Here is a 25,920-nt window from a genome sequence, read left to right on the forward strand (position 1 = left end):
TTTGCCGGTAGGGTGTTCGGCGCAGCAGGGTGAGAGCGGAATGGGCTTCCTGCTGCGCTGCGCCACTGCGAACGGGGTGAGCCTGCATGGTCTTCGAGACTTGTGTGGGATTTCCTCTGTTCGCACGATCTGGAGTTCAGACGCCGCCAGCTTGGCGGGGGTGTTGGCGATCCCTGCCCATGAGCTTCAGGACATCCTGGTTGACAAGCGAAAGCACATGGATGCCCTGGCCTATCGGGTCGGTGGACAGATCATTCTGCGAACAGAACTGTTGAGGCTCTCCAAGCCACAAGTTTGTGTGGCCTGTGTTCACCGTGACGGGTATTGCAAGGCTTTGTGGGACTCTCGGCTATACACCGTTTGTCACATACATCGGACCCCCATGGTGGAGCAGTGCAAAGTCTGTGGCAGTCCTTTGCGCTGGCATCGACCAGCGGTGGATGTTTGCCAATGTGGTGCCTATTTGCAATCCGATCATGATCAGGTTATGCATCCAGACGCTTCGGAAGTATGGGTGGCCGGTCGCATTGCCAACTATTTTGCGAGTGGCTGTCGGTTTGAGGGAATGTCAGGTGCCCTGCCGACATGGATGGTTGAGCTGTCGCTTGATGGCTTTTTGGCGTTGATACAGGCCTTCGGCGTGCAGTTGCAGCCTCACCAGAAGGTGGTCAATGCCAGTGTTGCGAAGATGCCTGTGGAATTCTGGCGTGGCGTGTGTTGTCGCGCAGTTCAGCGGTTATCGGATTACACCGTGTCAAAGGACACCAAGCAGTTGTCCCCCTGGATCTGGGAGGGCGGCCTGGAGAGTTTGGCACTGTCATTTGTGCGCCATGCTGACCAGCAAGTCGCCATCAAGCTATTGCGTGATGTATTCGGCATCGAAGTCCTTGCAAGGTTTGGGAGCCAACGAACCGTTCTCTGCCAGATGCCGTTGTTTGAGGATTAAAGAGTGGAGTCGCAACAAAGGTTGTATGCCGTGCCAGCACCCATGTCGTTGGAGCTACCGTCGTCCTGGTTGCCTAGAGTGGCGCTGAGTCAGGGGGAGTCATTGAACGGGGTGAAGCGCTTCTTGGGATTTTCTAGACAACCGGATGTCGATCTTGACTTCCTGGCGATGGAGCCTGCTCGTGTTGCCGAGTTGTCTGGCCTTGACGGCGGGGTTTTTGATGAAGCTGCGCGTGTTTTGAGATATGCCCATTCGTTGGAAATGCGCAATCCCATTTTTCTCCAAGAAGGGTCAGCGCCAAGATATCGCTTTTGTATGGAGTGCCTGAAGGGATGCAGAACGCCATATTTCCCGCTTCATTGGCGGATCGACGCTTATAGGGTTTGTGCGGTTCACCGATGTCTGATGGAGGAAAACTGTCCGCACTGCGGGGCCATGGTATGCCCCCTCCAAGACTGGGCCACGTGTGGTGTACGTCGTGGTAGTCACACGTTTGCCAGCCAGTGCCTTCAGTGTTCCAAATTTCTGTGGCGTGGTGTGCCATTAAAAATTGACGCTATCCCAAAACGGGTATTTGCACGCAAGGAGAGACTGCGCTTAATGAATGGGGGAGTCTTTGTCGCATCGATCCTGACGGGGAGATGTTTAATGCCTTTTTCTGGTGATACGGACGCACGCATCTCTTTGCCTCAACTGGAGAGGCAAGGGATGTTCGCGTTGGGTTTGAAGTCTCGAGTTGATCATTTGCGACAGAAAATGGGGGCGTAGATGCCTACGCTGGATGCATCGGAGGGATGCATCACTGTTAACTTTGTGAGTTCGCAGTCTTGCCATTCACAATCAATGACGGCTCAGGCGGTTTTCAACTCCAAACCCTGAGTACCGGAGATCGTTTTGTAACCAACGCTAAGGTGCACCAATGGAAGAGCTTGTTCGCCGTGAAATTTATGGCCCCCAAGGTGCTCAGCAAATCGAAGACATGGGCTCCATTGCGGTGTCGATTGCCAACCGCTGGCAACAAGGCTGGCCAGAGCGTGTTAAGTCCCTGATCGAGGCCCGTATCTATCTGGTCAACTTGGATGCCCAGATCGAACGGGAATTAGAGGCGAGTGCCGGTGCTGTGGATCTCCAGATCCTCACACAAGAGCCACCGATCTGGCAGCCAACAAAACAAAGCGACGTCACGTTCCTTGATGACAATGCGATCTGGCCGCTGCCACTGTTTGTGACCTATCAAGGACCACGCACAGAAGAACAGATGGTCATCGAAACCGCCATGCGCAGACACCAAGCGGCCTTTACCTGGTAACAGAAATGAACAAACCCGAAATTAAACCGATGGAGCGCCGCGTGCGTGAGCTGGTGTTGCTCAACCCTTGGACTTCGACTCTGTACATCTACCGCCTGGACACAACGGGCTTGCATTTGCTGCGAAAGTTGGGGCCGGTTAGTGTTGAGACGGTTGAGCGCAATGGTCGGTGACGACCAAGTTTTGAGACTGCGGATGCCATGCTGGTTTTTTTGGATACGGAATTCACCGATTTTGCAAAACACGATCTGATTAGCCTCGCGCTGGTGGCCGACGACGGGAAGGAGTTTTACGCCGAGCGAACGGACTTCAAACAGGACGAATGCAGCGACTTTGTGCGCAAAGAAGTTTTGCCAGTGCTGCACCGTGTCTCCGGTGCTTCCTGCGACCGCCTACAACTCACAAGGCGGCTGCACGAGTGGTTTGGAAAACTGCCGGAACCTGCCACGCTCATCTTTGACTTTGAAGGGGACTGGCTGCTTTTGGTGTCGACCTTGCTGGACGTGACCCACAAGAAGCTACCGCCCAACGTGGGGGACAAACTCCACTTGGACAGGCGCACCATCGCGCATCCTGTGTTTGACCAGGCAAAGAATGCTACCTATACCCCGCAGTGGCCACCTCACCACGCCCTGGCTGACGCACGTGCGCTGATGGCCGGGTACCACGCCTGGAAGGCCTTCATGGAGCCGATCAAGAGGATTCAAACATGATCCTCTTTCTGGACTTTGATGGTGTCACTCACCCTGAGCCCTATCCCCAGGAATCGGCATTCAATCAACTGGCGCGTGCCAATGCCTTGGTGATGTGCTCAAGAATGAGTACATCGGGTTGATCACGATGTTTTGACGTAGCCCGAATAATCTCAAGCCGCTGCTCTGTAGGTAGCACGCAGGACACTGGCGATGCCTGGCGTAGCTGGTTGCCGCGCTCACTGGTTGATAGCGCTAAATCCCAATCCCGTTCTCGCAGTATCCGCACCCATTCGTCGCGTAGCGGCTTGGAGCGTGCGCTGACATGGGTATCCCACCGTGCCAATCTATCCAGTGCTTGCTGGATCAGCGATTCGTCAGTCCGCATCAGTCCAATTGCCGCAGCTTGCAGCGCGAGGCTTCGGGCGTCTTGTTCCTGATGGTGCATGTCCGCCATTTTGCGTCAGATGTGCAGCGTTCCGCTCGAAGTGCCCGTTAGCCTAACTGGATAATTGGACTGACTGAAGCTGCAGCCGACCCAAAGCAGAACTTGCATGGTTCGGATAAATTGCCTGATACCGGTCATTCAGGAGTGGCCCAGCAGGCGGTTACGATAAAGAGTCGGAATGCAGCGATTACTGTCGTTGGACAACGACAGTTGGAGAGCGGCTCCCGAACCGTTTTAGACACTGGGAGAACTGGTGACTGACGCCTCCACTATGGCCCCGATATCCACCCTTAGGTCTTTGGTTCTGTGAAGCCGTACGAGTCCATAAATCCGACGAGTGTGACCGGAAAAGGCACTTGTCCCGAAGGATTCGAACAGCTCCACGATCCAGAACCGTAGGTGACTCGCAGGTCCTGTGCATCAATTTGAACGATCAGACCCGGCAGAGTCTCGTCGTACGTCTCCTCATAGCGGTATCGAAGTCCTGGCAAGACATCCTTCGAACGTGTCTGCAGTGCCCAGTAAAGCGCGTAGCTGCGCAGCTCCGCGTGATATCCAGACAGCCGCTTGCGCGAAACCAGGTAGATATCATCCGACGCACCTCGGTGTACGAGACGCTCCTTGCAGTAGTCTATGAGGTGGGGCTCGGCGATAACGTACCGACGCCAATCCGTACAAGTCGCCGCGCCAATTAGCACCCTGAGCGAACTACGCGCGTCGCCATCCACGCGATCCAGCAGCGACCTGAAGGATGGTCGTCCGACAACCCTGAACCAGTTTTCAGATCTCTCGCGGTATGTGCCGCCGTCTGCGTTGCAGAAGGAGAACTTGGAAGCTCCGCGCTCGATGAGGTAGTCCTCGATGGACAGCATCGCCCGTTCGAGCAGGTGCTCGGCCGAAGCGCGGATGCCTTCATCAAGCACGGCTCGAGCGCGTTGCGCGTAACGGACAAATGCATCGCGGTCGAGGGGCTCTTCGGGTGCGCCGCTGAAGTCAAGCAGAAAGCCGATCCTTCCTTGGAGATATGGGTGTGACTCGGCTTCGGTGAAGAGCGACTCTCGCGTCGGATCCTCGACGATCAGGCGGGCCTTTCGGATTTCCTCCTTCGCCTGTTCCATGCCGAATCCAGGGATGGCGTCAGCCTTCGACAGCGCGTAGTAGAGATCGCCCGCCTGAGAGGCTAGCGCTTGCACGCCCCTGATGGTGGTGCTCGCCGTGTACACCTCATCGATGCGATGGTTGGCAAGCAGGTTCGAGATCACGCGATCCCACCTCGCCCTCTCAGCCTCCAAGTTGGGCCTATCGGACTTCACCGCGTCACTATTTGCCCAGGCAACGACGCTGAATAGGCGAACCAAGTCGGCATAGTCGCTCGTGGGGGCCAGGGCTCGCTCAAGGGTCTTGATGTCTGCTGGGGAGTTGGGCCTTGAGAGATGCTCCAGGACGATCGATATGACCCGGACCGCTGATACGGCGAATGCACCCTGCGCCTCTAGCTCGCGAAGGGGGATGTATCCGCGAGCCTGGCGCAGCTTCTGAAGCCAATCGACCACGGCCCTCGGGGCCGAGTATCCGCGTTCAAGCCGGATGCAGGCATCGAAGAACGCCATCACGTACATGAATCGCAGGTATAGGTCATCGACGGCGGACGCCACGGCCGCGCTATTCTGCTTCGGGGCAAGCCGCCAGAAGAGGTCCATCCACTTCTGGTCCAGCGCAAGGTCAAAGTCCTTGGACCACGGCTCATTGGTCACGCGCCCAACGAGCCACGCCTTGAAGTTCTCGAACGGCGTCAGCGGCTTGCCGCGGGCGTTCATCTTAATGTATAGGTCGTCCGTCAGGCCAAAGCGTTCCAAGTCGAGGAAATGGAAGGTGACCGGTGGCCGCTCCTCGTCAATAAGGCGCGGGTAGACGCCCTTGGTGATGCCGAACCGGCTGGCAATTGCGTCGAGCGTGGTCATGCACGCCTTCACCGTGGGGTCGCTGCGCCAGGACAGGAAGAACCAGTTGCTGTCGATCAAGACGGCAGACAGCTTGCCGCTCCACTCGCTGCCCCCGGACGGTAGGTCAACCACGGCATTCGCCAATGTGTCGAAGAACTCCAGGGAACTTGGTCGCGTTGCATAGGTGAACCTCGAGCGCCCGCGCTTGGTCCACCGCGCCCTAAAGTCCTCCAACTGCCCTTCGCACATCGCGACGTACCAATGCAACAGGAAGAGGGTTGTGAGCCGCTGTTGTCCGTCGAGTAGAGAGAGCACCTTGCCGCCATCGTCATCGAAGGTCCCATAGATGAAGTCAAGGTCAAGCGATTGCCCGGACTCACCCAGCAACGCGCTGCGGAGCGAAACCAGGAACGCATCGAGGACATCGGCGGACTGTTTGCGACCCTGAGCATAGTCGCGTTGGATGATCGGAATCTCGATCGCATCAATGGCCGAAAATAGCGTAGCGAACGAGTGTTGGTGTGCCTGGCTCATGCTGCGTCTCCGTGCTTCTCGAAGAAGCTGACCAAGGTCGTGACGAGTGCGTTTTGATGCTCCATGGCATCAGTGCGAGTCCACACGAACATTGCGTCGACCTTGCTGCTGTAGTACTTCAGGAAAGCATTCTTCGTGCACAGGGGAACGAAACGTCCCGCCTTATCCAGCGCGATGACACGGCGTCTCTTCATCGGAAAGATGGCATTCCCGTAGCTTCGGTTGGTGCCGGCATCCAGCAATGTCAGGTTGCCCACGCTGTTGTCGACCTCGACATCAGATCCCGGGTCGTATCGATCAATCACGTCGTTGAACGCAGCCTCGAACGCCACGGAATCAAAAGGCTCTTGCTCGCGCAGAGCGCTCAAGCGCTCGGGTAGCGCCTGGTCCAATGCGCTGGCTACGCTGCCCGCTGCCGCCTCTGGCTCGGAGAAGTACTCGATGGCTTGTCCGAGCCATGCCTTTTGCGCATCGACGCGCTGTGGCATGTCCGACTTGACCGATCGAATGTGTTCAAGATCCCACTGCTCACTCTTGAAGTGATCGAAAGGGAACCACGGTCCGCTGTCTCCCAGTTCCAGAAGCGCAGCGATGTTGAACAGAAGAAGCAGGCGACGAATCGACCTCCCATGCGACTCGTAGTCAAACCCGGCGACGCGGTCCTTAACAACGCGAGCCAGCTCCGATCCCGCGACGCGGACGCCTAGGGTTATCCTGAACGCCTCCCCGATGAGCGCCGTCCTGAACGCAGTCTTGGAACCCGACGTTTGGGCGAGTACGCGGATCTGTGCGACCTTTACGTCTTGGCTCAAAAGGAAGCCGACAACGTGATATAGGAACCGATCCCTGTACCACTCGTCGAGCTGCAGGAACATTCGCTTCACCGCATTCCACTCAATGGAAACGTCGTCGCGCTTTTCGGCTAGATGCGCGTTGAATGCAAGGAACATGCTATTGATGTCCCAGGGGGTTGCCGCGCGACCAAGTTCCTCGGCCCGGAGTTGCAGGATGAGCTCGATACGGTTCGCCTCCTGCTGGCGATTCGTTATGAAGTACCAAAATCCTGGCTCCTGCAGGCGGCGCTCGATGTCATCCCAGTCCTGCGCTATTCTGAGCTGCTGCAACTGCTTGGCCCGCGAGCCATCGCTGTCGAAGTTGCTGCCCTTGAGAAACAGCGCCTTCACGAGTTCCGAATTTGTCAGCGCGATCTTGCCCACGTTGAGGCGCGTAAAGACCTCGATAGGTCCGACTGAGTGGTCTACCTCATACCAAATGACCTTGACTTCGTTCAGGAAGGCACCCTGGATGTAGTTGAGGCGGTTGATCCGGGTCTTGAACCACTCGCGGATGGTTTGGTACGCCTGCCAGATGTGGAAGAAGTCGATGTTATCGTCCCGCGCCTTCTCGTTCAGGGACTTCAGGTAGGCTGCGCTGCTCGCCCGGGTCTCGTAGCTGAGAGAAAATATCTCTGAGCGCTCATCCTCGACGAGGCGGTTGTTGAAGAAGGAGAGTACCAGGAAGATAGTTGTCAGTCGCTGCTGCCCGTCAATAAGCTCCCATTGGTCGCCACGCTTTGTCACAACGATCGGCTGAAGGCAGTAGAAGTCCCCCTGCACTGGCTTTGGCCGCTGGGTGAAGGCGGCAACATCGTCGAGCAGCTCAGTCACCTGTCTGGAGGTCCAGCGGTACCCGCGCTGATAAGCTGGGATGAAGAACGACTCCGACATCAGCTCGCTTACCGAGCGCAATAGAAGATCACCAGTGCTCATGCATTTCCCAAGTAGTGAGCGGAGCGAACCCGCGCCGCGAGGTGCACTGTCGATCGGCCGGTGCTTCTCCCCTGAGGCATTCTGCCACTTGTCGCGCGGCCGACATTGCACTTTGTGGGCATCCATCGTTGATCGTAGCTTTGGAATCATCGGTCCAAAAGATGGTCGACCACACTGCGCAAGGGGGCACTGGATTTCGCCCCGTTCCCTAGACAGTTTTCAACTTCCAGCGAGACCACAAACCTGATACTCGCCAACGGTGGCAATTGGCCCGAAGTGATCTCTTCAGTCGACCCAAAGCGGCTATCCGTCGCGCTGGGCCCACAGCCCCACTGTGGAACACAGTTGGGTTCACCGACAGAAAGGCATCAGCTACGCGGACCTGTCAGGAGGGCGTGGCGTCGCGTTCGATGACGGCTCCGCTGCGGCACTCGGCTGGACAAGCCGCTCGGCAGCATCTCTCAGAATCGCGGTGAAGGATTGATTGAAGTGGCCCCGCATGAACAATCGCATGCCAGGGACGATTGGAGGAGGAAATTGGACGATATTCGAAAGCATCCAGCTGAACTCCTCGCAGGCCAACAACGTTTCGTGAACGATCACGCCCAGCGCCGGCTTGAGCGGCACGAGGTCGTTCGGAAATCGCTCATCGTCCCGCCAGACGTTCAAGTCGTTGAAGGGCCGCAGGGACTTAGCGATCATAAATTCGTACTCGCCAGCGAAGATTGTCTGAACCTGAGAGCCATGATGGACGATGTTGTCCCGAAAGCTTCGCAGCAATTCGAAGAAGCCTTGCCACTTCACGTAATAGTCCGCCATTGGGCCGGGCAGACCAAAGCGTCGAGCCAAGATTTCACGGGTGACTGGTTTCCCATCAAAGCGGGTCATCGCGTTGAAGCTGTCCTTTAGTGGCTTCTTTTCGATGGCGGTATCAACCAGCGTTATGGTCTCCCATAGCTCCTTCGCAACTTCCTGCAAGAGGTCGAAGATGCTTCGGCAGACGAGGAAGAGATATTCAATCTCGGAGGCCACCATTCGATTGGATCCAGCGCCGATAGCTAGTTGAGTTGCTTGGAGGTGTTCGATTTTTGCCAGCGAAGCCGACAGGTTAAACAGATCGTCACGGATTCCATTCAAGGCCAATGTCACCTGTGGAAAGCTGGCACGCTGAGACATGAAGTCCAGGAAATGAAAGGCGATATCGTTCGGGTCGGCAGCGTCCTTGGAGAAGTAGAACGACTCAGCGGGCCACGCCTTTATTTCGACAAGCTGATCTCCGGCCTTGATCCAAGTCCGCCAAGCACCAGAATCATGAAACATGAGCGAACCGATGGTGCGCCCATTGAGGTTGGCAACGTCCAGATAGGGAATGGCCGCGAGCTTTTGGATGTCGATGGATGTCATGGATCAATTGAGGCTCGCGGGGAGTTCCGTTGATGCACCAGGCGCGCCAATGTTGAGCAGACGTCGCGGCGCATCAATGCGAGTCGATCGCGGCGTCGCAGACCTTGGTCCGACGACTCCATGTCATGTGCCAGCGCGCAAATAGGCGCACGTTTCACGGCGCAGAATTCAACTTGCATTGCAACGCAATCTCATAGGCTTTCTCGAAGTGCGGCGCGAGTGGTCGCTTCATGGACTGGTGCTGTGTGATGACGGTTGGCTTGTCCGAGTCGCCAAGACGTCCTTTGAAAATTAGCCAAGAGAACAGGTGAGAAGTGGTCTGCGTTAGGGCATGCCCTGAATCCTCGGCGAGCTTGCGCGCCTTCATATCATCGGTGATGACGGCTTGGCCGATCTTCATGGCGAAGGCGATGGAAGACAGCTCACCCTTGCCTAGCTTTTTCCTGCTTTCCAGGATCTTGATGTCCTGCAGGTCGCCGATGTCGCAGGAGTGCGCTGCGAAGCCGCCTCGGGCCTGTTCCTGAGTCAGCCGTCGCATCAGCTCGGTCTCTGCTGGTGATAAGGCCTTTCGCGGCTTGGTCAGGCATTCGTAGCGCACGAAGCTGGTGATGCAGAACTCGCAATGCGCCTCCTTAGCGGCCGAGTACAGTCGAGTCGACGACAGCACGTTCCACACCGAACATGTGTCGGCGACATTGATCAGATGGAATTTCGACGGATCAATGGCCATGGAGCTTCCGGCCATAAAGGTTCGCCAGCTCGTCGAGCTCGCCGTGACTGCACAGCAGGGCTTCGGCCAAACGACCAATGCTGATCACACCAGAGCTAAACCCCTCAAAGCACAGGCCAACGTAGAAGTCCGAGAGGCCAAGCTCTAGGAGGTGAGCCTTACGCAGGCGTTGCGTAGCGTTGAGGATATCGGGCAATTCGGGGTCGAGCTTTGCTTCGCTTGGCACGCGCAATCGGCGGATGCGGTCGTAGTTGGCTTGGTCAATTAGCTGGGCCTCTTTGAGCGCGATGGCGAGCGCGACACAGCTCACTCGCAAATCGTTGGCCCATCGCTGGGTCTCCGCATCGCTCCATTGGTTTGGTGGCGGCAGCTTCTTCAAGAAGACGGGCGGCATCAAAAAACACGATGCGAAGCGATTGGCACGAAGCTCCAAATAGTCCGACCCGCTGGGGCCATCGAAGCTGACACTTGCACCTTGCGCAGAGTCGAATATGGCATGGGCCATTTCGTGAGCAGCACTGAATCGCTGTCGGTAGATGTCTTCGCTGTGGTTGACCAAAGCGCACTTTCCGGCAACCGGATGCATGATGAAAAGGCCGGAGATGTTCGAGTTGCCTAGCTTACGGCGGAAGACATGGACACCGACGCTTCGAAACTCCGCGTAGACATCGCGCGGGACAGCCCGGTCATCGTGTCCCAGAGCAGTGCGCAATCGGGCAGCGGCGGCCTCGCCATGGCCCTTGAAGTAGTCGCCGCTGGGTGAAAAAGCAAAGTCTTTGGGCGGATGCCCCAGCTCCCGCATCAGGAAGTCTTCCGTCTCGCACAAGTAGAGAAAGTCTTGAATGGCCCGTCGATCCTCTTTCTTAAAGTCGTTGCCATGGGCGCGATAGAGCGTCTCGGTTTGCTCGAACGGGGCGACCAGTTCGTTCGAGATGAAGAATTTGAAGTCGCAGCGGTAGTGATCCGCCAGTATCAGCACATCATCGCCCGAGGGTTCTACCTGGCCGGCTTCGATGGCTATCAGTCGTGCGGCGTCAATGCCGGTCGCCGAGGCGACCTCCATGATGGACTCTTTGAGCTGTTCACGATATTTGGCGAGCTTAGAGCCCAAGGTTTTCAGGTTGATGGCCATGGCTCTATATCATAGAGCTGACCGTCGCCGGTGACTGGCTGTGCGGAACGGATTTCCGCTTTGGTTCGGACGTGTCAGTTCTCGGATCGCAAAAGTTGCCGCTGGACACAGTGACGGAGCTGTATCTCTAAAAAGTTTGCATTGGGCGGTACTGCACATCCAACCGCGGAGCTGGGCAATGTCCGGTTTCGGCCTCAACAGTCACTTGTTCGCAAAAGTTGACCGGCAGACACAGCCAAATCCCAACGATGACCTTTGAGTTGATAGCCGCGCATCAATCGAAATTCGAGCGTCTCCCAAGCAGTCGTTGGCCAGCGACCGCAACTGGCCCTCAGCGGTTCTCGGTCGGCTCGTACTCATTGCTCGATAGCAGCCAATGAGAACTGGCTCGTGTGACGGCTACGATAGACAGCCGAAATGCAGCGGAATGAGACAGTCACTGATGTAGCCAACGCGAGCCAGCGTGATCTCCTGAACTGACAAGCAATTGGCCCCAAGCTCCGATTACCTCGCGCTTGCAACGACTTCCTTGTCAACGATGGTCTTGCCTATGGGCGCCAGGGCGATGACTGCAAGTTTCAGGTGCTGAATTCCAAATGGAATGCCAATGATGGTGATGAAGCACAACAGCGCTGAGCCCAAATGCCCAATGGCCAGCCAAATGCCTGCAAAGATGAACCAGATGATGTTGCCAATCATGCCAAGGACACCTGTACCGATGTCGTCCTTGTTGGTTAATGCCTTGCGGCTGATGGCCTCCTTACCGAACGGCAAAAATGCAAACTGACCAATGACAAAGCAGGCCTTGGCCCATGGTATGCCAACAATGGTGATTGCCGCCAAAAGCCCAGCAAGCCACCACCCAAGTCCCATGAAAAGCCCACCAAAAATGAACCACAAAATATTGCCAATGACACCCATTTCAGCTCCAGCATAGTCAGACTAGTGCTTATAAGCATACCCGTACCCGAAGCCATAGACGAACTCGTTGCGTTCTTTGCAATGCCTCGGTAGTTCGCTTTTGAGAGGTCCGATACAGCCTGGCAGCGTCTTTTATTGTTCACTTCAACCAATTTGTCGAGTCTAAATATCGATTTGAATGAAACAAATACCTGCAAATATCGAGTTAGCTGAGACAAGGCTATAGAGCTGCGTGCAACGAATTCTGTAAGTCATTGACCCTGTTGAGTGGGGACTATCGCGTTAGCTGAAACTCGACACTAACTCAATAGTTTTCTCACTTAACTCGATAGTGATGCCCCCGGATTCGAAGTTCAGCCAGCGCGGACGTTTTTGGGTGTGAAGCGACCAGGTATCCAGGAAACCTAAACGCTATCGGCCATGTCTTGGAAATTGTGGGTGCCCGGATGGGGCCAGTTGCTGCCGGTTGCAACTGGCAGGTGATGCAAACCTCTAACTCGCGGCATGCCATGCTGTTCGAACTGCGAGATAAGCAATAAAGAGGTTGGCGCCGATAAAAATGGGCATGGCGAGTACCTGTGCCGCTCCGACACCGGCTACAGCCAACTTGAGGCCGCAAACGGTTGTGGCGGAAATGCCGAACGTGTAAGCCCAATAAGCCGGGGAAAAAGGCTGGGCACCCAGCCACGACCCAAGTCGCAAACCCAGCAAAAGTTGAAACAAACCATAACCCCACATCATCATCAGCCAATGATCGGTGGAGCCAGGATCAAGCATCAGCCAGGCCATGGCACAAACGACAGGTGGTGCAAATTGGATGCCAACAAGCGGTCGCTGCGCCACAGGCAAGCCCTTTGATTGCCACAAGCGTTGAATGACGAGTGACTCCAGCGACAGCCAGGAAAAGACACCGGCGCCCAAGAACAACCAGCCCCAGTCGGGATGCCCGAGACCACCCAGAGCAGCTGCACTGGTGAAGTTACCTGCGACAGTGGGAAGGTAAAGCGTTGGTGCGGTGTCCAGCATATCGCGTCCACCTTGCCAGAGTACGCCGGTGTGCCAGAGAGAAAAAACCACATGCCAAGTGATGCCTGCCACAGCAAGGGTCCATGCCATGGGTCGGGAATAGGGCAATACCGCCAACACCATCAGCAAGGTGGACACAGCGAGCAGGGCTGGTGTGCTTCCTTGCACGGGGTGCCGAAATTCATGGCGAGTGACTTCTGGGTACCTGACCGCTTGGACAAGGTAAAAAACCAGCAGGGTCAGCCAGATAACAGCAGAAAGCAGCAACACCCCCTCCCCGATGAGTGAAGGCATTCCCCACAGCCGACTGGCGATGCGCCAAGCCTGACCAAGACCTGAAAGGCCTAAAACGATGCCAAAAAAAGAAGCGGAAACTGGTGAATGTGCCACTGTATAAATCTTGAAAAATGAGCGAAACGCAGTTGAATTTGGCGCATCTGGTTATCAGATGCAAGGTCACCAAAAGGATGTGAACCAGACCGCATTTTGGCTGACCCATCCAAAGCACCAACTGTCGGCCAGCAGCCAATGCAATTGATGCGGTGAAGACATGGCAGCTTTCGGACGCTGGAGGCTTCAGGCGTTACTTGCGTTTTGGGTCATCACTTGCCGAAGGCCCAAGAAGTTGACTGACGCCAACAGATCTTGGATTTAACCGGTCGATGCAGCGTGGCCAGCTGGTCACCCACACCGCAGGCCCTGCGCACCACGAACGAAGAGGTCCGTCCGCAGACGCTCCCCGCCACGCCACAGGTCAAAGATCGCGACATGGTGCGGGCGAGCATGATCCGAGACCGCATTCTGACGAGCGAGGAGCATCAGAGCGCCACACCACAGCGGCTGGCCCAGGAGCTGGGCGTGAGCGAGAGCACCCTACAACGGCTGTTCAAGGCCACCTATGGCATGTCGGTGATGACTTTCCAGCGCACTGAACGCCTGAATGCGGCCCGTGCGCTCTTGATGGAAGGACGCTTGACCGTCGGCGAGGCGGGTTACCGGGCCGGCTACTCGAGTCTGTCGAACTTCTCCTCGGCCTTTCAGCGCACCTTCGGCTACCCACCGTCGGCCTGTTTGCGGCGATAAGGATTTCAGAATGTGCCGGAGGTTTCGAACATCGGCGCAACCCGTCTGAAAGGCGTTGAGTGTGCGCCTGCTGGCGCAAGCCTGTTGATGGTTTGATGCCTTTCAGATCTGTCCGTCTTCGGCAAATCTGGTCGACATCGGTGCCGACGCCAACACTTCATATTCTGATCAACTCCAATTGAGTGCTGAACTCAGAGAAGTCGCTCCTTTAAACTCGTGCCATGTCCCCCACCCACTTTCTGCCCACGCTCACAACTGCGCCAGACAAGGGCAATGCCAGAACCGAGGCCGCCCTCAGGCGACTACGCCAGGCCATGGCCGATATTGAGAGGGACATTGACCAGCACCAAGGTATTTACCCGTTCAACCACGGACGGGTCACACAGTCCGAGCTGTGTCGGCGGGCCGATGTCAAGAAAGCCACCCTGCAAAATCCACTGCACAAAGACAGCACGCGTGTTGAGATCTTGAACTGGCTGGAGGTTTTGGGTTCCCGCTTGACGCGGGCACGTGAAAGTGTGCGCGAGCGGGTCACTGCCGTCGCTGACGACCTCGCTGTCGAGGTGCAGCGGTTGACCCTGGAGAACGAGGCGTTGCGGACACGTCTCGCCGTGTCCGAGCAGCTGATTGCCCAGCTGCGACAGGAAAACACCAGGCTCAAAAATGGAACGACGTCAGCAAACCTTTCTGCTCCGGTTGCTGCTGTTACTGAAATTGAACTTGTGCCACCCATTGCCCTCAACACGAACCAGTGCAAACCTGGCGCACAACTGCGTCACTACAAGGGTGGGTGCTACACGGTGGTTGGCACTTGTCTTATTGAGGCAACTCTCCTGCCCGGTGTTCTCTACAAGCCACTTCAGGGCGACAAGCAGGATACCGTTTGGATGCGGCCTCTGGCTGACATGCAGGAGATGGTTTCAACAGATCACGGGACCGTCCCGAGATTTGTGGTGATCGCCGAGGCAGACTAGGGAACGTCTTCCTCAAATTGCGAGGGTGCAGACAGCGATGTGAACCGGTCGCGTCTGGGGCACAGGCCCTCCAAGAGAGCCACGCCAGTTCACTGAGTGGACTGGCGTTCAGGCGGGCTTACACAGCCGATGGTTTAGTGCGAAACCCGCCTTGCCGCAGGCTTATTTGTCCAGCGGGAAGTTGGAGCAACCGAGTTGGGACGAGATGTCTTTGGCGGCGCCTTGCAGCATGGCCACAATCTCGTCCTTCTTGGAGTCGTCGTAGCGGAAGGTCGGGAACGAAATGCTGAAACCGGCGATTGGTCGGTTTAGGCGGTCAAAGATGGGCACACCCAGGCAGCGGATATGGTCGTCAAACTCTTCCCGGTCTTCGCCGAAACCTTGTGCCTTGACCTGCTGCAATTCGGTCACAAATGCAGCCGCATCCACAATGGTTTTTTCCCGGAAACGCTTGAAATCTGCACCTTTCAAGATGCGGTCACGGCGCTCAGGGTCTTCCCAGGCCATCAAGACCTTGCCAATGGCAGTGCAATGCAGCGGCGCACGTCGGCCTACGCGGGAGTACATACCCAAGTTATGGCGCGAGTCCACCTTGTGGATGTAGATGATCTCGCTGTCGATCAAGGTCCCCAAGTGCACCGTTTCGCCGGTGATGTCGGCCATCATCTGCATGTGGTGTTTGGCCAGGTCGACCAGATCAGGGAACTGCAGGGCCTTGGTGCCCAACTCGAACATTTTCATGGTCAAGCCATAACGTTCGCTGTCCTTTTCCTGTCGGACATAACCCACCGTCATCATGGTTTGCAAAAACCGGTAGACGGTTGCCTTGGGCATGGCCAACCTCACTGAGAGGTCAGAAATGCCGGTCTCGTTGTTTTCGGACAAGGCCTGCAGCAGAGCAAAAACCTTGAGCACGGCCGCCACCGACTCAGGTTGCTTGACATCATAGGATTCATCAGCCATTTTGTTTTGATTCCCCTGGAAGTGTGTTTCAAATTATATTCCTTACAGCCGAAGAAACTGCCCAACCAAAGGGTTGGGCAGCCAACAAAGTGCAAGTTTTTGATGTCACACCGTTTGAAGATCAGCTAATGGAACTGCGACGATGACGTGTGCAGACTCTCGGCTCCGGTCGCGTCATTAACGTGCCAGCCAACCACCATCCACAGCCACGGTGTAGCCGTTGATGTAATCGGCAGCAGCCGATGACAAAAACACCACCGGACCCGCCATGTCGGCGGGTACACCCCAGCGACCCGCCGGGATGCGTTCCAAAATGGCCGCATTGCGAGCTTCATCAGCGCGCAGAGCGGTGGTGTTGTCGGTAGACATGTAGCCTGGGGCAATGGCGTTCACATTGATGCCGTGTTTGGCCCATTCGTTGGCCAAGGCACGGGTGATGCCCATGACGCCGCTTTTTGAGGCGGTGTAAGACGGAACCCGCACGCCACCCTGATACGACAGCATGGAGGCCACGTTGATGATCTTGCCGCCCGTGCCTTGTGCGATGTACTGGCGTGCCACGGCTTGAGAGAAGAAGAAGACCGACTTGAGGTTGAGGTCAACCACGTCGTCCCAGTCTTTTTCGCTGAAATTGATGGCATCTTCGCGGCGGATGATGCCGGCGTTATTAACCAGAATATCGACGCTGCCCGTCAGAGTCAGCGCTTGTTTCACCAGACCGTCAATGCTGCTGACGTCTGACAAGTTGGCACGCAGATCGAGAAAACGGCGGCCAGTGGCTTCAATCAAAGCCCGGGTGTCATCAGGAGCGGCGACATTGACCCCGACGATGTCGGCGCCAGCCTGTGCCAGTGCCAGTGCCATGCCTTGGCCCAGGCCCGTGTTGCAGCCAGTGACGATGGCGACGCGGCCGTTCAGTTTGAAATTGTCCAAAATCATGTTGTTCCTTGTTTTTCGGGTTGGGTAAATGTAATTAGCGGATGGCGTTCATCGGCACGTGGTCCATGTCCTTGAACACTTGGTTCTCACCGACCATGCCCCAGATGAAGGTATAGGCTTGTGTGCCTACACCTGAGTGGATCGACCAGCTTGGGCTGATCACGGCTTGTTCGTTGTGCACAACGATGTGGCGCGTCTGGGTGGGTTCACCCATCATGTGGAACACAGCGGCGTTCTCGTTCATGTCGAAGTAGAAATACACCTCCATGCGTCGGTCATGGGTGTGGCAGGGCATGGTGTTCCACATGTTGCCGGGTTCCAGCTGGGTCAGGCCCATGGAGAGTTGGCAGGTCGGCAACACGTCAGGCACCAGATACTTGTAGATGGTGCGGCGATTGCTGGTTTCTGGGGCGCCCAGTGTTTCAGGAGAAGCTTGTGCCTGAGTGATCTTGCGGCTGGGGTAATGGGTGTGTGCCGGTGCACAGTTGAAATACAGTTTGGCGGGGTGCGCAGCGTCAACACTGGTGAATTCCAGTTGCTTGATGCCTTGACCAACGTACAAGGCCTCACGCGAACCGATCTCGAAAGTCTCGTCATCCGCCACCACGCGGGCAGCGCCGCCAATGTTGATCAGACCCAGTTCCCGGCGTTGCAGGAAAAAGTCTGTACCTGTAAAACGGCCCAGCTCAGGTGAAAAGCGCACCGCCTGGTTGACGGGCATGATGCCGCCAACGATGATGCGGTCGATCTGGCTGTAAGTCAGGGTGGCTTCATTGGCTTTGAACAGATCTTCAACCAAAAAATGCTTGCGCAGGCCTTCGGTGTCAAGTGTGCGAACGTGGTCGCTATGAATAGGTTGGCGAATTTCCATGGTTGCCCTCGGTATTGGCCTTGTGTGGCGCTTGGGTGATTCAGACTGCGGCAAACATTGACGCAACTCACAACATTTATGAAATGCGGTTACTATTTATTGAACCGGCGTTTCAATTTGTTTGATGAATGATACATTATCGGAAACGTCTTGTCCTGACAAGCTTGTTTTTTTCTGCACAAGCTTGCCTTTTTAACCACCGTGAGTACTGCAATGGAACATTACTTTGATAACGCCAACACCCCCTGGATCGAACTGGGTGATGGCATCCGGCGAAAAATTGTGGGTCATACGCCTGACCTGATGTCTGTTATGGTGCAGTTCGACAAAGGGTCGATCGGCACACCGCATGCCCATGAAGCCCATGACCAAATTGTGTTTGTCGTCGCTGGGTCCTTCGAAGTTGAGGTCGCAGGTGTCAAACGCACCTTGAAGGCTGGTGACTCGTTTATTGCGCCGCGCCAGGTGTGGCACGGCGTGGTGTCGTTGGAGCAGGGCGGCATGCTGCTCGACCAGTTTTCACCACGCCGGGACGACTTTCTTTAACAAGACGGCTGTCGCTTGGGCGCCTGTGGCGCTGTGCCGTATGAAGGCGGGTGACAAACACGTAGAACTCAAAGGATTTTTGACATGAATCATCAATACGATGTGGTGGCGCTGGGTGAAGCCATGGTGGAATTCAACCAGATCCCACAGGGCGATGGCCGGATGTACCTGCAGGGTTTTGGCGGCGACACCTCCAACACCACGATTGCGGCCGCCCGGCAAGGCGCGCGCTGCGCGTATGTGTCGCTGGTGGGCAGTGATGCGCTGGGTGACATGTGCTTGGCGCTTTGGAAGTCTGAGGGGGTGGACGTCAGTGCCGTGCACGTGCACAAAGACGCCCCCACTGGGGTCTATTTTGTGCACCATGACGCTGATGGCCACCATTTCTCATACCTGCGCAAGGGCTCGGCCGCCAGCGGCATGCGTCCTTCAGACCTGTCTCCCGCACTGATTGGCAACACCAAATACCTGCATGTGACCGGGATCAGCCAAGCCATCAGCGTCAACGCCCATGAGACCGTGGCTGCTGCCATCGCCATGGCCCGTGCCGCTGGCGCCCGTGTGTCGTATGACCCCAACCTGCGATCTGCCCTGTGGTCGCTGGAAGATGCCCGGTCCACGGTCATTGAAACCATCGCTTTGGCAGATGAGTTTCTTCCCGGGCTGGAGGAGCTGTCCAAGTTGTCTGGTTTGCATGCCCCAGAAGACCTGATAGCCTGGGCCCACCAACAAGGCACCAAGGTGGTGGTCATGAAAATGGGCATCGAAGGGGTGATGGTTTCTGATGGCAGCCAGATTCAAAAAATTCCGGCTTTCCCTGTCAAGGCGGTGGATGCGACTGGTGCGGGTGACTGCTTCAACGGCGCCTATCTGGCGCGACGTGCACGGGGTGAGGATGTCTTCGCAAGTGCCCGCTGGGCGGTGGCATCGGCGGCCCTGTCGACCCAAGGGTATGGCGCAGTGGCCCCGCTGCCCACCGAAGCCCGAGTGGCGGAGTTCATGAAGTCTGCTTTGGCAGCTGCCAAGCTCTGACGACGGCAGGCGCCACGGCCTGCGTGGCGCCTGATTTTGCGGCAGGCAGGTTCTTGCCGATTTATCAATAAAAATAGCACCCAACCCTTATTCAATAAGGGTTGGGTGCTATTTTTATGTGAGGAACCTGGGCTTCGTACCCAACCCACCCAAGCTCCCTGCTGGCAGGAACTTGGGCAGGAGGGGCGGCGACACCCCACCTCAAGCGTTTAGCGGATCACGCGGGCGCCTTTGCCCTTCATGGCCGCTTCCACTTCCTCAACCCGCACCATCGAGGTGTCGCCAGGTGTGGTCATGGCCAGCGCGCCGTGGGCTGCACCGTATTCCACAGCAGCTTGCGGGCCCTTGCCTTCCAGGAAGCCATAGGCCAAGCCAGAAGCAAAACCGTCGCCACCACCCACGCGGTCATAAATTTCCAGGTTGTCGCGCTTCATCGACTGGTACAGCTGGCCTTCGTAATACAGCAGGGCAGACCAATCGTTGAGCGTGGCGGTGGTTGCCTTGCGCAAGGTGGTTGCGGCCACCTTGAAGTTGGGGAACGCGGTCACAGCGGCCTGAATCATCTTCTTGAAACTGTCGGTTTCGATGTTGGTCAGGTGTTCGTCAGCGCCTTCCACTTCAAAGCCCAGGCAGGCGGTGAAGTCTTCTTCGTTGCCAATCATCACGTCGACGTATTTGGCAATATGACGGTTGACGCGTTGTGCGCCTTCTTTGCCACCTTGGCTCTTCCACAAAGAGGCGCGGTAGTTCAGGTCATAAGCGACCACGGTACCGTACTTCTTGGCGACTTCCACCGCTTCAATCACGGCTTCGGCGGTGTTGCTGGCCAGTGCGGCAAAAATGCCACCGGTATGGAACCAACGCACACCTTCTTCACCAAACAGTTTTTCCCAGTTGACTTCGCCTGGGCGGATCTGAGAGGCGGCAGAGTGGCCGCGGTCAGAACAACCCAGGGCCGGACGGACGCCAAAGCCTTTTTCGGTGAAGTTCAGACCGACGCGGGTGTTGTTGCCCAGACCGTCAAAATCACGCCAGATCAGGTGGCTCATGTCGACGCCACCTTGCATGATCAGGTCTTCCACCAGCCAACCCAAGTCGTTCTTGGGCAGGGCGGTCACAACAGCGGCGCGTTTGCCCCAGCATTTGCGCATGGCGCGGGCCACGTTGTATTCACCACCACCTTCCCAGACTTGAAAGCTGCGGGCATTGCGCACGCGGCCAAAGCCGGGGTCAAAACGCAGCATGACTTCGCCGAACGAAGCGCAATCCCATTTGGCTTCCGATGCGGGTTTGATAATAAGTGCGGACATTTTTTTCAATTCCTTCTTGACTGATTATTTGGCGGCCAGTTCGGCCTTGATGGAGGCGGCCAGCTCGACCGTCTTGCGCACGTTGTCTTCGATGCCTTTGTAATCTTTGGCGTCGAGCAGTTTCTTGGTGATCATGTTGGAGCCAATGCCACAGGCCACAATACCGGCGCCAAACCACTTGCGCAGCGACTCTTCGGTGGGTTCCACACCGCCGGTGGGCATGATGCGGCTCCAAGGCATGGGGCCCATCACACTCTTGACAAAGTCGGGGCCGCCCACGGACGAACCTGGAAACACCTTGACGATCTCAGAGCCCAGTTCTTGCGCGTCACCAATTTCGGTGGCTGAGCCGCAGCCTGGGCTGTAGGGAATACCACGACGGTTACAAACCTTGGCCACATCGGCGTTCAGCAGTGGGCCAACCACGAACTTGGCGCCGTTTGCGATGAACAAGCCGGCCGTGGGTGCGTCCACGATCGAGCCCACGCCCATGATCACCGATGGGTCAGCCTTGGCGAAGTGGCGGGTCACGTCCAGGAACACCTGTGCGGCAAAGTCACCACGGTTGGTGAACTCGACACACTTGGCGCCCGCATTGGCGCAAGCCTGGATGACGTTGATACACAGTTCAACATCAGGGTGGTAAAAAACCGGGATGATGCTTTGTTCCATCATCGCCGAAAGGACTGCCATACGATCTTTTGCTGCCATGTTTACGCTCCTAAAAAAACTTGTTTAAAAATGCCCGCTGACCTCGGTCAAGGCCAGTCAGACGTGTCATCCAGGGGGATTTACATCACCGCGCCCACTTGCCACGGCAAGAACTCGTCGTTGCCGTAGCCCAGTTCTTCGCTGCGCACCTTCTCACCCGAGGCGTGCCGAATGATGGCGTCGAAGATGCGCTGGCTGATCTCGGTCATGGGGGTGCCTGTGATCAGGTCGCCGCAGTTGACATCCATATCGTCCTGCATACGCTCATAGAGTGCGTTGTTGGTGGCCAGTTTGATGGTGGGCACGCCCGCACAGCCAAAGGCCGAGCCACGGCCCGTGGTGAAACAGATGATTTGTGCACCACCTGCCGCCTGGCCGGTCGCCGACACCGGGTCGTAGCCCGGGGTGTCCATGTAGACAAAACCCTTGGCGGTGATGGGTTCGGCATACAGGTACACACCATTGAGTGTGCTGGTGCCGCCTTTGGCGACGGCCCCCAAAGACTTTTCCAAAATGGTGGTCAGGCCACCTGCCTTGTTGCCCACCGACGGGTTGTTGTCCATCTGGTTGCCGTTGCGGGTGGTGTAGTCCTTCCACCACTTGATGCGGTCAATCAGCTTGTTCGCAATCTCGGGGCTGGCAGCGCGGCGTGTCAGCAGGTGCTCTGCGCCATACACCTCAGGTGTTTCAGACAGGATGGTGGTGCCACCATGTGACACCAGCAAATCAGAGGCGCCACCCAATGCCGGGTTGGCGGTGATGCCGGAGTAACCATCGGAGCCGCCGCAGTTCAGGCCCACAATCAGATGGCTGACCGATGCTGGCTCGCGCTGGTAGGTGTTGGCGCGCTCCAGCATGGTGGTGACCTGCGCAATGCCTTTTTTGATGGCGGCAGTGGTGCCGCCTTCAGCCTGCATCACCAGTTGTTGCAGCATGCCGTCTTCATGGGCGCCCACCATCTCAACAATGGGTGCAATCTGGTTTTGTTCACAACCCAGACCCACAAACAACACACCCGCAAAGTTCGGGTGCCGGGCATAACCGACCATCGTGCGGCGCAGGATGTCCATGCCTTCACTCACCACACCCATGCCACAACCCAGCGGGTGGGGCAAAGCCAGCACGCCGTCGATGTTGGGGTAAGCCGCCAGTTTTTCCCGGCTGAAATGGCTGGCAATCGCACGCACCACCGTGGCTGAGCAGTTCACCGAGGCGATGACCGCGATGTAATTGCGTGTGCCGACCTTGCCATTGGCGCGTTTGTAGCCCATGAAGGTGGCTGGATGTTCGGCTTTTGGCAACTCGCTAACACCTTGGCCAATGCCGTAATCGCGTTCAAACTCGCCCATGCCCAGGTTGTGTGAATGCACATGCTGACCAGCAGCAATGTTGACCTTGGCAAAACCAATGATCTGGTTGTAGCGACGTACCGCAGCCCCTTGGGCGATGTCGTGCGCGGCCAGCTTATGGCCTGGCGGAATCAGGTCGCGCACCACCAGCTTGTCGGCCAGCAGAGAGCTGCCTGGCAACAGCTGCATGGTGGCGATCAACACATCGTCACTGGGGTGTAAACGGATAACAGAAGATGGCATTGGGTTCCCTTCAATAGTTCCACGGCCGGTCGCCGTAGAGGGGTTTAAATCGCGGCATAGAGGCCCGTCCGTGCAGAGCGGGTTCTTGCGTTCATTTTTTGGCGATGTGCTCAGTCCAAGCGCCGTGACCAGATCACTTGGTGTTGACAATCTTCTGCACCAAGGCCTTGAGTTGTGGGGTTGGAGAGAACTTGTCCCAGACTGGCTTCATGGCTGTAACAAATTCTGGCTTGTTGACGTCATCCACAAAGGTGGCGCCGGCTTTCTTGGCGGCTTCCTTGGAGGCCATTTCTTTTTTGCTCCACAGATCAATATAGTAAGGCGTTGCTTCTTTCACCGCGTCACGGATGATCTTGTGTTCTACAGGGGTCATGTTGTCCCAGATTTTTTTGGAGAACACCAGCGCCTCAGGCGACATGACGTGTTGGGTTTCGCTGTAGATGGGGGCGGCCTCGTAATGTTTGGCCACCTCATACGAGGGGTAGTTGTTTTCAGCCGCATCAACCAGCCCGGTCTTCAAGGCGGTATAAACCTCAGCCATCGGGATAGGTGTTGGGTTGGCGCCCATCGCTTGCACCAGACTGACCCACAAATCGGACGGTTGAACGCGGATCTTCAAACCTTTCATGTCGGCCAGATGACGCACCGGTTTTTTGGCGTAAACGGAGCGTGCACCCGACTCCCACAGCGCCAGGCCCACAAAGCCCGCCTTGTCGAAGGCAGCCAGGATGTCATCCCCGGCGGGGCCGTTCATGGCAGCGCGAAAGTGGTTGATGTCCCGGAAAATGAACGGGAACGAAGGCACCATGGACTCGGGAATGATCCCGTGAAAAGCCGCTGTGCTGACACGAACCATGTCCAGGGCGCCAATCCTCACATGCTCCACGGTGTCTTTTTCAGATCCCAGTGCGCTGTTGCCAAACACCTTGACGTTGTATTTGCCGCCGGTTTTTTGACTGACAATCTCGCCAATTCGCTTGACGGTCATGACCGTTGGGTAGTCTTGCGGGTGCACATCCGCTGATCGGAAATCACGCGCACAAACGCTACCTGCAGCGAATGCAGCTACCAGCACAGAGGCCAGAATTTTCTTCACGTTTCTTTTCATAATTGCCTCATCATTTAGATAAAACAGGAGCAGGCCACGGAACACTTCGCTACGGGGTGTTCGGGCTTTCGCCGCAGGTGCCGGGAATATACGCCAAAATCAAACAACCCTCAATAATTTTTGAAACAAAATTTCATTTTAGTTTGTGCAAGTTTGTGCTTAGTCAAAAATTGATTTGCTTTAGCTAAAACACCGTTTCAGTTTGGTTGAATTCTCGTTTGGTTTGAGGTAGAGTCCGCGCTTGTCTGATTTCTTACACGGAGTGACCTCATGCCCGCCTTCATGAATGCCGATTTTCTCTTGCCTGACGATTGCTCCAAGAGGCTGTACCACGACTATGCGGCGCAGATGCCGATCATCGACTACCACTGCCACCTGCCGCCAGCTGACATTGCCAGCAACGCCACCTTCCGCAACTTGGCCCACGCTTGGCTCGGTGGTGACCACTACAAGTGGCGTGCCATGCGCTCCAACGGCGTGCCTGAGCAAATGATCACTGGTCATGAACCCGACTACCAAACTTTCCTGGCCTGGGCGCAAACCGTGCCGCGTCTGGTGGGCAACCCGCTGTACCACTGGACCCACCTGGAATTGCAACGGTACTTTGGCATCAATGAGCCCCTGTCAGCCAAAACCGCTCCAGCCATCTGGGAGGCCTGCAATGCACAAATCGTGCTTCCTGAGTTTGGTGCCCGCTCACTGCTGCAGCGCATGAATGTGCGCGCGGTGGGTACCACTGATGATCCGGCCGACACGCTGGAGCACCATATCGCCTACGCCGCCGTGCGTCAACCGGGCCAACCCGTGATGGTGCCCAGCTTCCGCCCCGACCGCGCCCTGGCCACCGACGACCTGACCGTCTGGCAGGCTTACATCGACAAACTCGGTGCCAGTGCCAATGTGGCCATCGGCTCTTATCAGTCGCTGATCGCCGCACTGGATGCACGCCACGCCGTGTTCCACAGTCTGGGTTGCCGGGCCTCCGACCACGGCCTGGCGGCGCCCTTTGCCAGCTTCACCTCGCCCCAGGCGTTGGAGGCGATTTTTGCCAAGCTGCTCAGTGGCAGCGCTTTGAGTGCCAGCGAGGCCGATGCCTACAAGACTGCGGTGTTGCTCGATGTGGGCCGCATGAACGCCAAACGCGGCTGGGCCATGCAATTGCACATGGCGGCGGTGCGCAACCTCAACAGCGCTATGTTCAAACAGCTGGGCCCGGACACAGGGTATGACGCAGTCAATGACGAGCAGATTGCGGCCAAGCTCGGCGCTTTCATGAACGCGCTGCAAAGCGAGAACATGTTGCCCAAGACCATTTTGTATTCGCTCAACCCGAATGATCTGGAAGTGCTGGGCACGGTCATGGGGTGTTTCCAGGACGGCTCGATGCCGGGCAAGATCCAGATGGGTTCGGCTTGGTGGTTCAATGACCACATGGACGGCATGCGTCGCCAGATGGTCAGCCTGGGCAACCTGGGGGTGTTGTCGCGCTTTGTGGGCATGTTGACCGACTCACGCAGCTTCTTGTCCTTCCCGCGCCATGAGTACTTCCGCCGCATCCTGTGTGGACTGGTAGGGGGTTGGATGGAAAACGGAGAGATCCCTGCGGATTTTGAGACCTTTGGTGGCATGGTGCAGGACATCAGTTTCCGCAATGCCAAAAACTACTTCGCCATTCCGGGCGTTGAAGATTAAGTCCGGCTTACAACATAATCCGTCAAAAATCACCATGCGCCTAACACCCAAAAGCCTCACCCACCTGCCCGCCACGGTCAGCCAGCCGGCCTACGACCGCAGCCGGGTAGTTGGCTCTATCGTGCATCTGGGCATAGGCGCCTTTCACCGCGCGCACCAAGCCATGTTCACCGAAGCCGTGCTGGCCTCGGGTGACTTGGCCTGGGGCATTGTGGGCGCTGGTGTCATCTCTGCGGATATGAAAA

At 56.7% G+C, this 25,920-nt stretch carries 25 protein-coding genes and 1 pseudogene; 11 read left to right on the forward strand and 15 right to left on the reverse strand.

All coding sequences use genetic code 11. The features are described 5' to 3' along the window. The first annotated feature begins 1 nt into the window (after window position 1). The 5 genes from FDG13_RS15310 to FDG13_RS15330 all read left to right on the forward strand — a co-directional run bounded on the left by FDG13_RS15310 (window position 2) and on the right by FDG13_RS15330 (window position 2,968). The gene (locus FDG13_RS15310; protein ID WP_255435289.1) at window positions 2-946 is read left to right on the forward strand and encodes a TniQ family protein; all 945 of its coding nucleotides are present in this window, start codon (window positions 2-4) and stop codon (window positions 944-946) included. A 42-nt stretch (window positions 947-988) separates the two neighbouring features. Further along, complete coding sequence (locus tag FDG13_RS21390) at window positions 989-1,714, forward strand: TniQ family protein (RefSeq protein ID WP_370528237.1); 726 nt, start codon at window positions 989-991, stop codon at window positions 1,712-1,714. A 151-nt stretch (window positions 1,715-1,865) separates the two neighbouring features. Beyond that, window positions 1,866-2,255, forward strand: a complete 390-nt coding sequence (locus FDG13_RS15320) for a hypothetical protein (protein ID WP_180129355.1) — start codon at window positions 1,866-1,868, stop codon at window positions 2,253-2,255. A gap of 5 nt (window positions 2,256-2,260) precedes the next feature. Further along, on the forward strand, window positions 2,261-2,428 hold the full coding sequence (locus FDG13_RS15325) for a hypothetical protein (RefSeq protein ID WP_180129358.1): 168 nt from the start codon (window positions 2,261-2,263) through the stop codon (window positions 2,426-2,428). Window positions 2,429-2,455: 27 nt separating this feature from the next. Beyond that, window positions 2,456-2,968: a hypothetical protein gene (locus tag FDG13_RS15330; RefSeq protein ID WP_180129360.1), complete on the forward strand. Its 513-nt coding sequence runs from the start codon at window positions 2,456-2,458 to the stop codon at window positions 2,966-2,968. A gap of 64 nt (window positions 2,969-3,032) precedes the next feature. Here the strand turns inward: FDG13_RS15330 and FDG13_RS15335 are convergent, their stop codons facing one another. From FDG13_RS15335 to tehA, 8 genes are all read right to left on the reverse strand, one after another. After that, window positions 3,033-3,395 carry a hypothetical protein gene (locus FDG13_RS15335; RefSeq protein WP_180129364.1) on the reverse strand — a complete coding sequence of 121 codons (363 nt, stop codon included), beginning with the start codon at window positions 3,393-3,395 and terminating at the stop codon, window positions 3,033-3,035. A gap of 290 nt (window positions 3,396-3,685) precedes the next feature. Beyond that, window positions 3,686-5,872, reverse strand: a complete 2,187-nt coding sequence (locus tag FDG13_RS15340) for a DUF262 domain-containing protein (protein ID WP_180129365.1) — start codon at window positions 5,870-5,872, stop codon at window positions 3,686-3,688. Beyond that, on the reverse strand, window positions 5,869-7,641 hold the full coding sequence (locus FDG13_RS15345) for a DUF262 domain-containing protein (protein ID WP_180129368.1): 1,773 nt from the start codon (window positions 7,639-7,641) through the stop codon (window positions 5,869-5,871). Before FDG13_RS15345 ends, FDG13_RS15340 begins: the two co-directional genes overlap by 4 nt. A 372-nt stretch (window positions 7,642-8,013) precedes the next feature. Continuing rightward, window positions 8,014-9,045 (reverse strand): hypothetical protein, encoded by a 1,032-nt coding sequence (locus FDG13_RS15350; RefSeq protein ID WP_180129370.1) that lies wholly within the window; start codon window positions 9,043-9,045, stop codon window positions 8,014-8,016. Window positions 9,046-9,199: 154 nt separating this feature from the next. Further along, entirely contained in the window at window positions 9,200-9,775 is a 576-nt protein-coding gene (locus tag FDG13_RS15355) for a hypothetical protein (RefSeq protein ID WP_180129372.1), read from the reverse strand. Further along, a complete protein-coding gene (locus tag FDG13_RS15360) occupies window positions 9,765-10,907 on the reverse strand; it encodes an XRE family transcriptional regulator (RefSeq protein ID WP_218942742.1) in 1,143 nt (380 codons plus the stop codon). The genes FDG13_RS15355 and FDG13_RS15360 overlap by 11 nt, the downstream gene beginning before the upstream one ends. 504 nt (window positions 10,908-11,411) lie before the next feature. Continuing rightward, a complete protein-coding gene (locus tag FDG13_RS15365; protein ID WP_180129374.1) occupies window positions 11,412-11,828 on the reverse strand; it encodes a YccF domain-containing protein in 417 nt (138 codons plus the stop codon). Between the two features lie 492 nt (window positions 11,829-12,320). Continuing rightward, the gene (tehA, locus tag FDG13_RS15370; RefSeq protein WP_180129376.1) at window positions 12,321-13,244 is read right to left on the reverse strand and encodes a dicarboxylate transporter/tellurite-resistance protein TehA; all 924 of its coding nucleotides are present in this window, start codon (window positions 13,242-13,244) and stop codon (window positions 12,321-12,323) included. A 255-nt stretch (window positions 13,245-13,499) separates the two neighbouring features. Here tehA and FDG13_RS15375 point away from each other — a divergent pair, with 255 nt between their 5' ends. Next, window positions 13,500-13,937 carry a helix-turn-helix transcriptional regulator gene (locus tag FDG13_RS15375; RefSeq protein ID WP_180129379.1) on the forward strand — a complete coding sequence of 146 codons (438 nt, stop codon included), beginning with the start codon at window positions 13,500-13,502 and terminating at the stop codon, window positions 13,935-13,937. 221 nt (window positions 13,938-14,158) lie between these two features. Continuing rightward, a complete protein-coding gene (locus FDG13_RS15380; protein ID WP_180129381.1) occupies window positions 14,159-14,911 on the forward strand; it encodes a DUF1653 domain-containing protein in 753 nt (250 codons plus the stop codon). A 162-nt stretch (window positions 14,912-15,073) separates the two neighbouring features. Here the strand turns inward: FDG13_RS15380 and kdgR are convergent, their stop codons facing one another. The 3 genes from kdgR to kduI all read right to left on the reverse strand — a co-directional run bounded on the left by kdgR (window position 15,074) and on the right by kduI (window position 17,684). Then, entirely contained in the window at window positions 15,074-15,874 is an 801-nt protein-coding gene (gene kdgR, locus FDG13_RS15385) for a DNA-binding transcriptional regulator KdgR (RefSeq protein ID WP_180129384.1), read from the reverse strand. Between the two features lie 177 nt (window positions 15,875-16,051). Next, complete coding sequence (kduD, locus tag FDG13_RS15390) at window positions 16,052-16,813, reverse strand: 2-dehydro-3-deoxy-D-gluconate 5-dehydrogenase KduD (RefSeq protein WP_180129386.1); 762 nt, start codon at window positions 16,811-16,813, stop codon at window positions 16,052-16,054. A gap of 34 nt (window positions 16,814-16,847) precedes the next feature. Continuing rightward, window positions 16,848-17,684: a 5-dehydro-4-deoxy-D-glucuronate isomerase gene (gene kduI / locus FDG13_RS15395; protein ID WP_180129388.1), complete on the reverse strand. Its 837-nt coding sequence runs from the start codon at window positions 17,682-17,684 to the stop codon at window positions 16,848-16,850. 213 nt (window positions 17,685-17,897) lie between these two features. Between kduI and FDG13_RS15400 the strand changes: the two genes are divergently transcribed. Next, window positions 17,898-18,230, forward strand: coding sequence for a cupin domain-containing protein (locus FDG13_RS15400; RefSeq protein ID WP_180129390.1), 333 nt, complete (start codon window positions 17,898-17,900; stop codon window positions 18,228-18,230). A gap of 84 nt (window positions 18,231-18,314) precedes the next feature. Continuing rightward, window positions 18,315-19,262: a sugar kinase gene (locus tag FDG13_RS15405; RefSeq protein ID WP_180129393.1), complete on the forward strand. Its 948-nt coding sequence runs from the start codon at window positions 18,315-18,317 to the stop codon at window positions 19,260-19,262. 209 nt (window positions 19,263-19,471) lie between these two features. Here the strand turns inward: FDG13_RS15405 and FDG13_RS15410 are convergent, their stop codons facing one another. From FDG13_RS15410 to FDG13_RS15425, 4 genes are all read right to left on the reverse strand, one after another. Next, window positions 19,472-20,572, reverse strand: a complete 1,101-nt coding sequence (locus FDG13_RS15410) for a sugar kinase (protein ID WP_180129396.1) — start codon at window positions 20,570-20,572, stop codon at window positions 19,472-19,474. A 24-nt stretch (window positions 20,573-20,596) separates the two neighbouring features. Beyond that, window positions 20,597-21,283: a bifunctional 4-hydroxy-2-oxoglutarate aldolase/2-dehydro-3-deoxy-phosphogluconate aldolase gene (locus tag FDG13_RS15415; protein WP_180129399.1), complete on the reverse strand. Its 687-nt coding sequence runs from the start codon at window positions 21,281-21,283 to the stop codon at window positions 20,597-20,599. A gap of 80 nt (window positions 21,284-21,363) precedes the next feature. After that, a complete protein-coding gene (locus FDG13_RS15420; protein WP_180129402.1) occupies window positions 21,364-22,875 on the reverse strand; it encodes a UxaA family hydrolase in 1,512 nt (503 codons plus the stop codon). Between the two features lie 133 nt (window positions 22,876-23,008). Beyond that, entirely contained in the window at window positions 23,009-23,983 is a 975-nt protein-coding gene (locus FDG13_RS15425; protein ID WP_180129405.1) for a TRAP transporter substrate-binding protein, read from the reverse strand. 270 nt (window positions 23,984-24,253) lie between these two features. Here FDG13_RS15425 and uxaC point away from each other — a divergent pair, with 270 nt between their 5' ends. Beyond that, the gene (gene uxaC / locus FDG13_RS15430; protein WP_180129414.1) at window positions 24,254-25,675 is read left to right on the forward strand and encodes a glucuronate isomerase; all 1,422 of its coding nucleotides are present in this window, start codon (window positions 24,254-24,256) and stop codon (window positions 25,673-25,675) included. A 34-nt stretch (window positions 25,676-25,709) separates the two neighbouring features. After that, window positions 25,710-25,920, forward strand: a pseudogene (locus tag FDG13_RS15435) (mannitol dehydrogenase family protein); the annotation flags it as partial.

Origin of the sequence: Rhodoferax sp. BLA1 (assembly GCF_013416775.1) — a bacterium.
Classification (GTDB): domain Bacteria; phylum Pseudomonadota; class Gammaproteobacteria; order Burkholderiales; family Burkholderiaceae_C; genus Rhodoferax.

Bases quoted from the DNA above. Each gene is read 5' to 3' on its own strand.
- FDG13_RS21390 (WP_370528237.1), top strand. From the start codon at position 989: ATGTCGTTGGAGCTACCGTCGTCCTGGTTGCCTAGAGTGGCGCTGAGT.
- FDG13_RS15345 (WP_180129368.1), bottom strand. From the start codon at position 7,641: ATGAGCACTGGTGATCTTCTATTGCGCTCGGTAAGCGAGCTGATGTCG.
- FDG13_RS15415 (WP_180129399.1), bottom strand. From the start codon at position 21,283: ATGGCAGCAAAAGATCGTATGGCAGTCCTTTCGGCGATGATGGAACAA.
- kduD (WP_180129386.1), bottom strand. From the start codon at position 16,813: ATGATTTTGGACAATTTCAAACTGAACGGCCGCGTCGCCATCGTCACT.
- FDG13_RS15400 (WP_180129390.1), top strand. From the start codon at position 17,898: ATGGAACATTACTTTGATAACGCCAACACCCCCTGGATCGAACTGGGT.
- FDG13_RS15335 (WP_180129364.1), bottom strand. From the start codon at position 3,395: ATGCACCATCAGGAACAAGACGCCCGAAGCCTCGCGCTGCAAGCTGCG.
- FDG13_RS15360 (WP_218942742.1), bottom strand. From the start codon at position 10,907: ATGGCCATCAACCTGAAAACCTTGGGCTCTAAGCTCGCCAAATATCGT.
- FDG13_RS15355 (WP_180129372.1), bottom strand. From the start codon at position 9,775: ATGGCCATTGATCCGTCGAAATTCCATCTGATCAATGTCGCCGACACA.
- kdgR (WP_180129384.1), bottom strand. From the start codon at position 15,874: ATGGCTGATGAATCCTATGATGTCAAGCAACCTGAGTCGGTGGCGGCC.
- FDG13_RS15380 (WP_180129381.1), top strand. From the start codon at position 14,159: ATGTCCCCCACCCACTTTCTGCCCACGCTCACAACTGCGCCAGACAAG.
- FDG13_RS15325 (WP_180129358.1), top strand. From the start codon at position 2,261: ATGAACAAACCCGAAATTAAACCGATGGAGCGCCGCGTGCGTGAGCTG.
- FDG13_RS15350 (WP_180129370.1), bottom strand. From the start codon at position 9,045: ATGACATCCATCGACATCCAAAAGCTCGCGGCCATTCCCTATCTGGAC.
- kduI (WP_180129388.1), bottom strand. From the start codon at position 17,684: ATGGAAATTCGCCAACCTATTCATAGCGACCACGTTCGCACACTTGAC.
- FDG13_RS15405 (WP_180129393.1), top strand. From the start codon at position 18,315: ATGAATCATCAATACGATGTGGTGGCGCTGGGTGAAGCCATGGTGGAA.
- FDG13_RS15340 (WP_180129365.1), bottom strand. From the start codon at position 5,872: ATGAGCCAGGCACACCAACACTCGTTCGCTACGCTATTTTCGGCCATT.
- FDG13_RS15420 (WP_180129402.1), bottom strand. From the start codon at position 22,875: ATGCCATCTTCTGTTATCCGTTTACACCCCAGTGACGATGTGTTGATC.
- FDG13_RS15365 (WP_180129374.1), bottom strand. From the start codon at position 11,828: ATGGGTGTCATTGGCAATATTTTGTGGTTCATTTTTGGTGGGCTTTTC.
- uxaC (WP_180129414.1), top strand. From the start codon at position 24,254: ATGCCCGCCTTCATGAATGCCGATTTTCTCTTGCCTGACGATTGCTCC.
- FDG13_RS15410 (WP_180129396.1), bottom strand. From the start codon at position 20,572: ATGTCCGCACTTATTATCAAACCCGCATCGGAAGCCAAATGGGATTGC.
- FDG13_RS15320 (WP_180129355.1), top strand. From the start codon at position 1,866: ATGGAAGAGCTTGTTCGCCGTGAAATTTATGGCCCCCAAGGTGCTCAG.
- FDG13_RS15425 (WP_180129405.1), bottom strand. From the start codon at position 23,983: ATGAAAAGAAACGTGAAGAAAATTCTGGCCTCTGTGCTGGTAGCTGCA.
- FDG13_RS15330 (WP_180129360.1), top strand. From the start codon at position 2,456: ATGCTGGTTTTTTTGGATACGGAATTCACCGATTTTGCAAAACACGAT.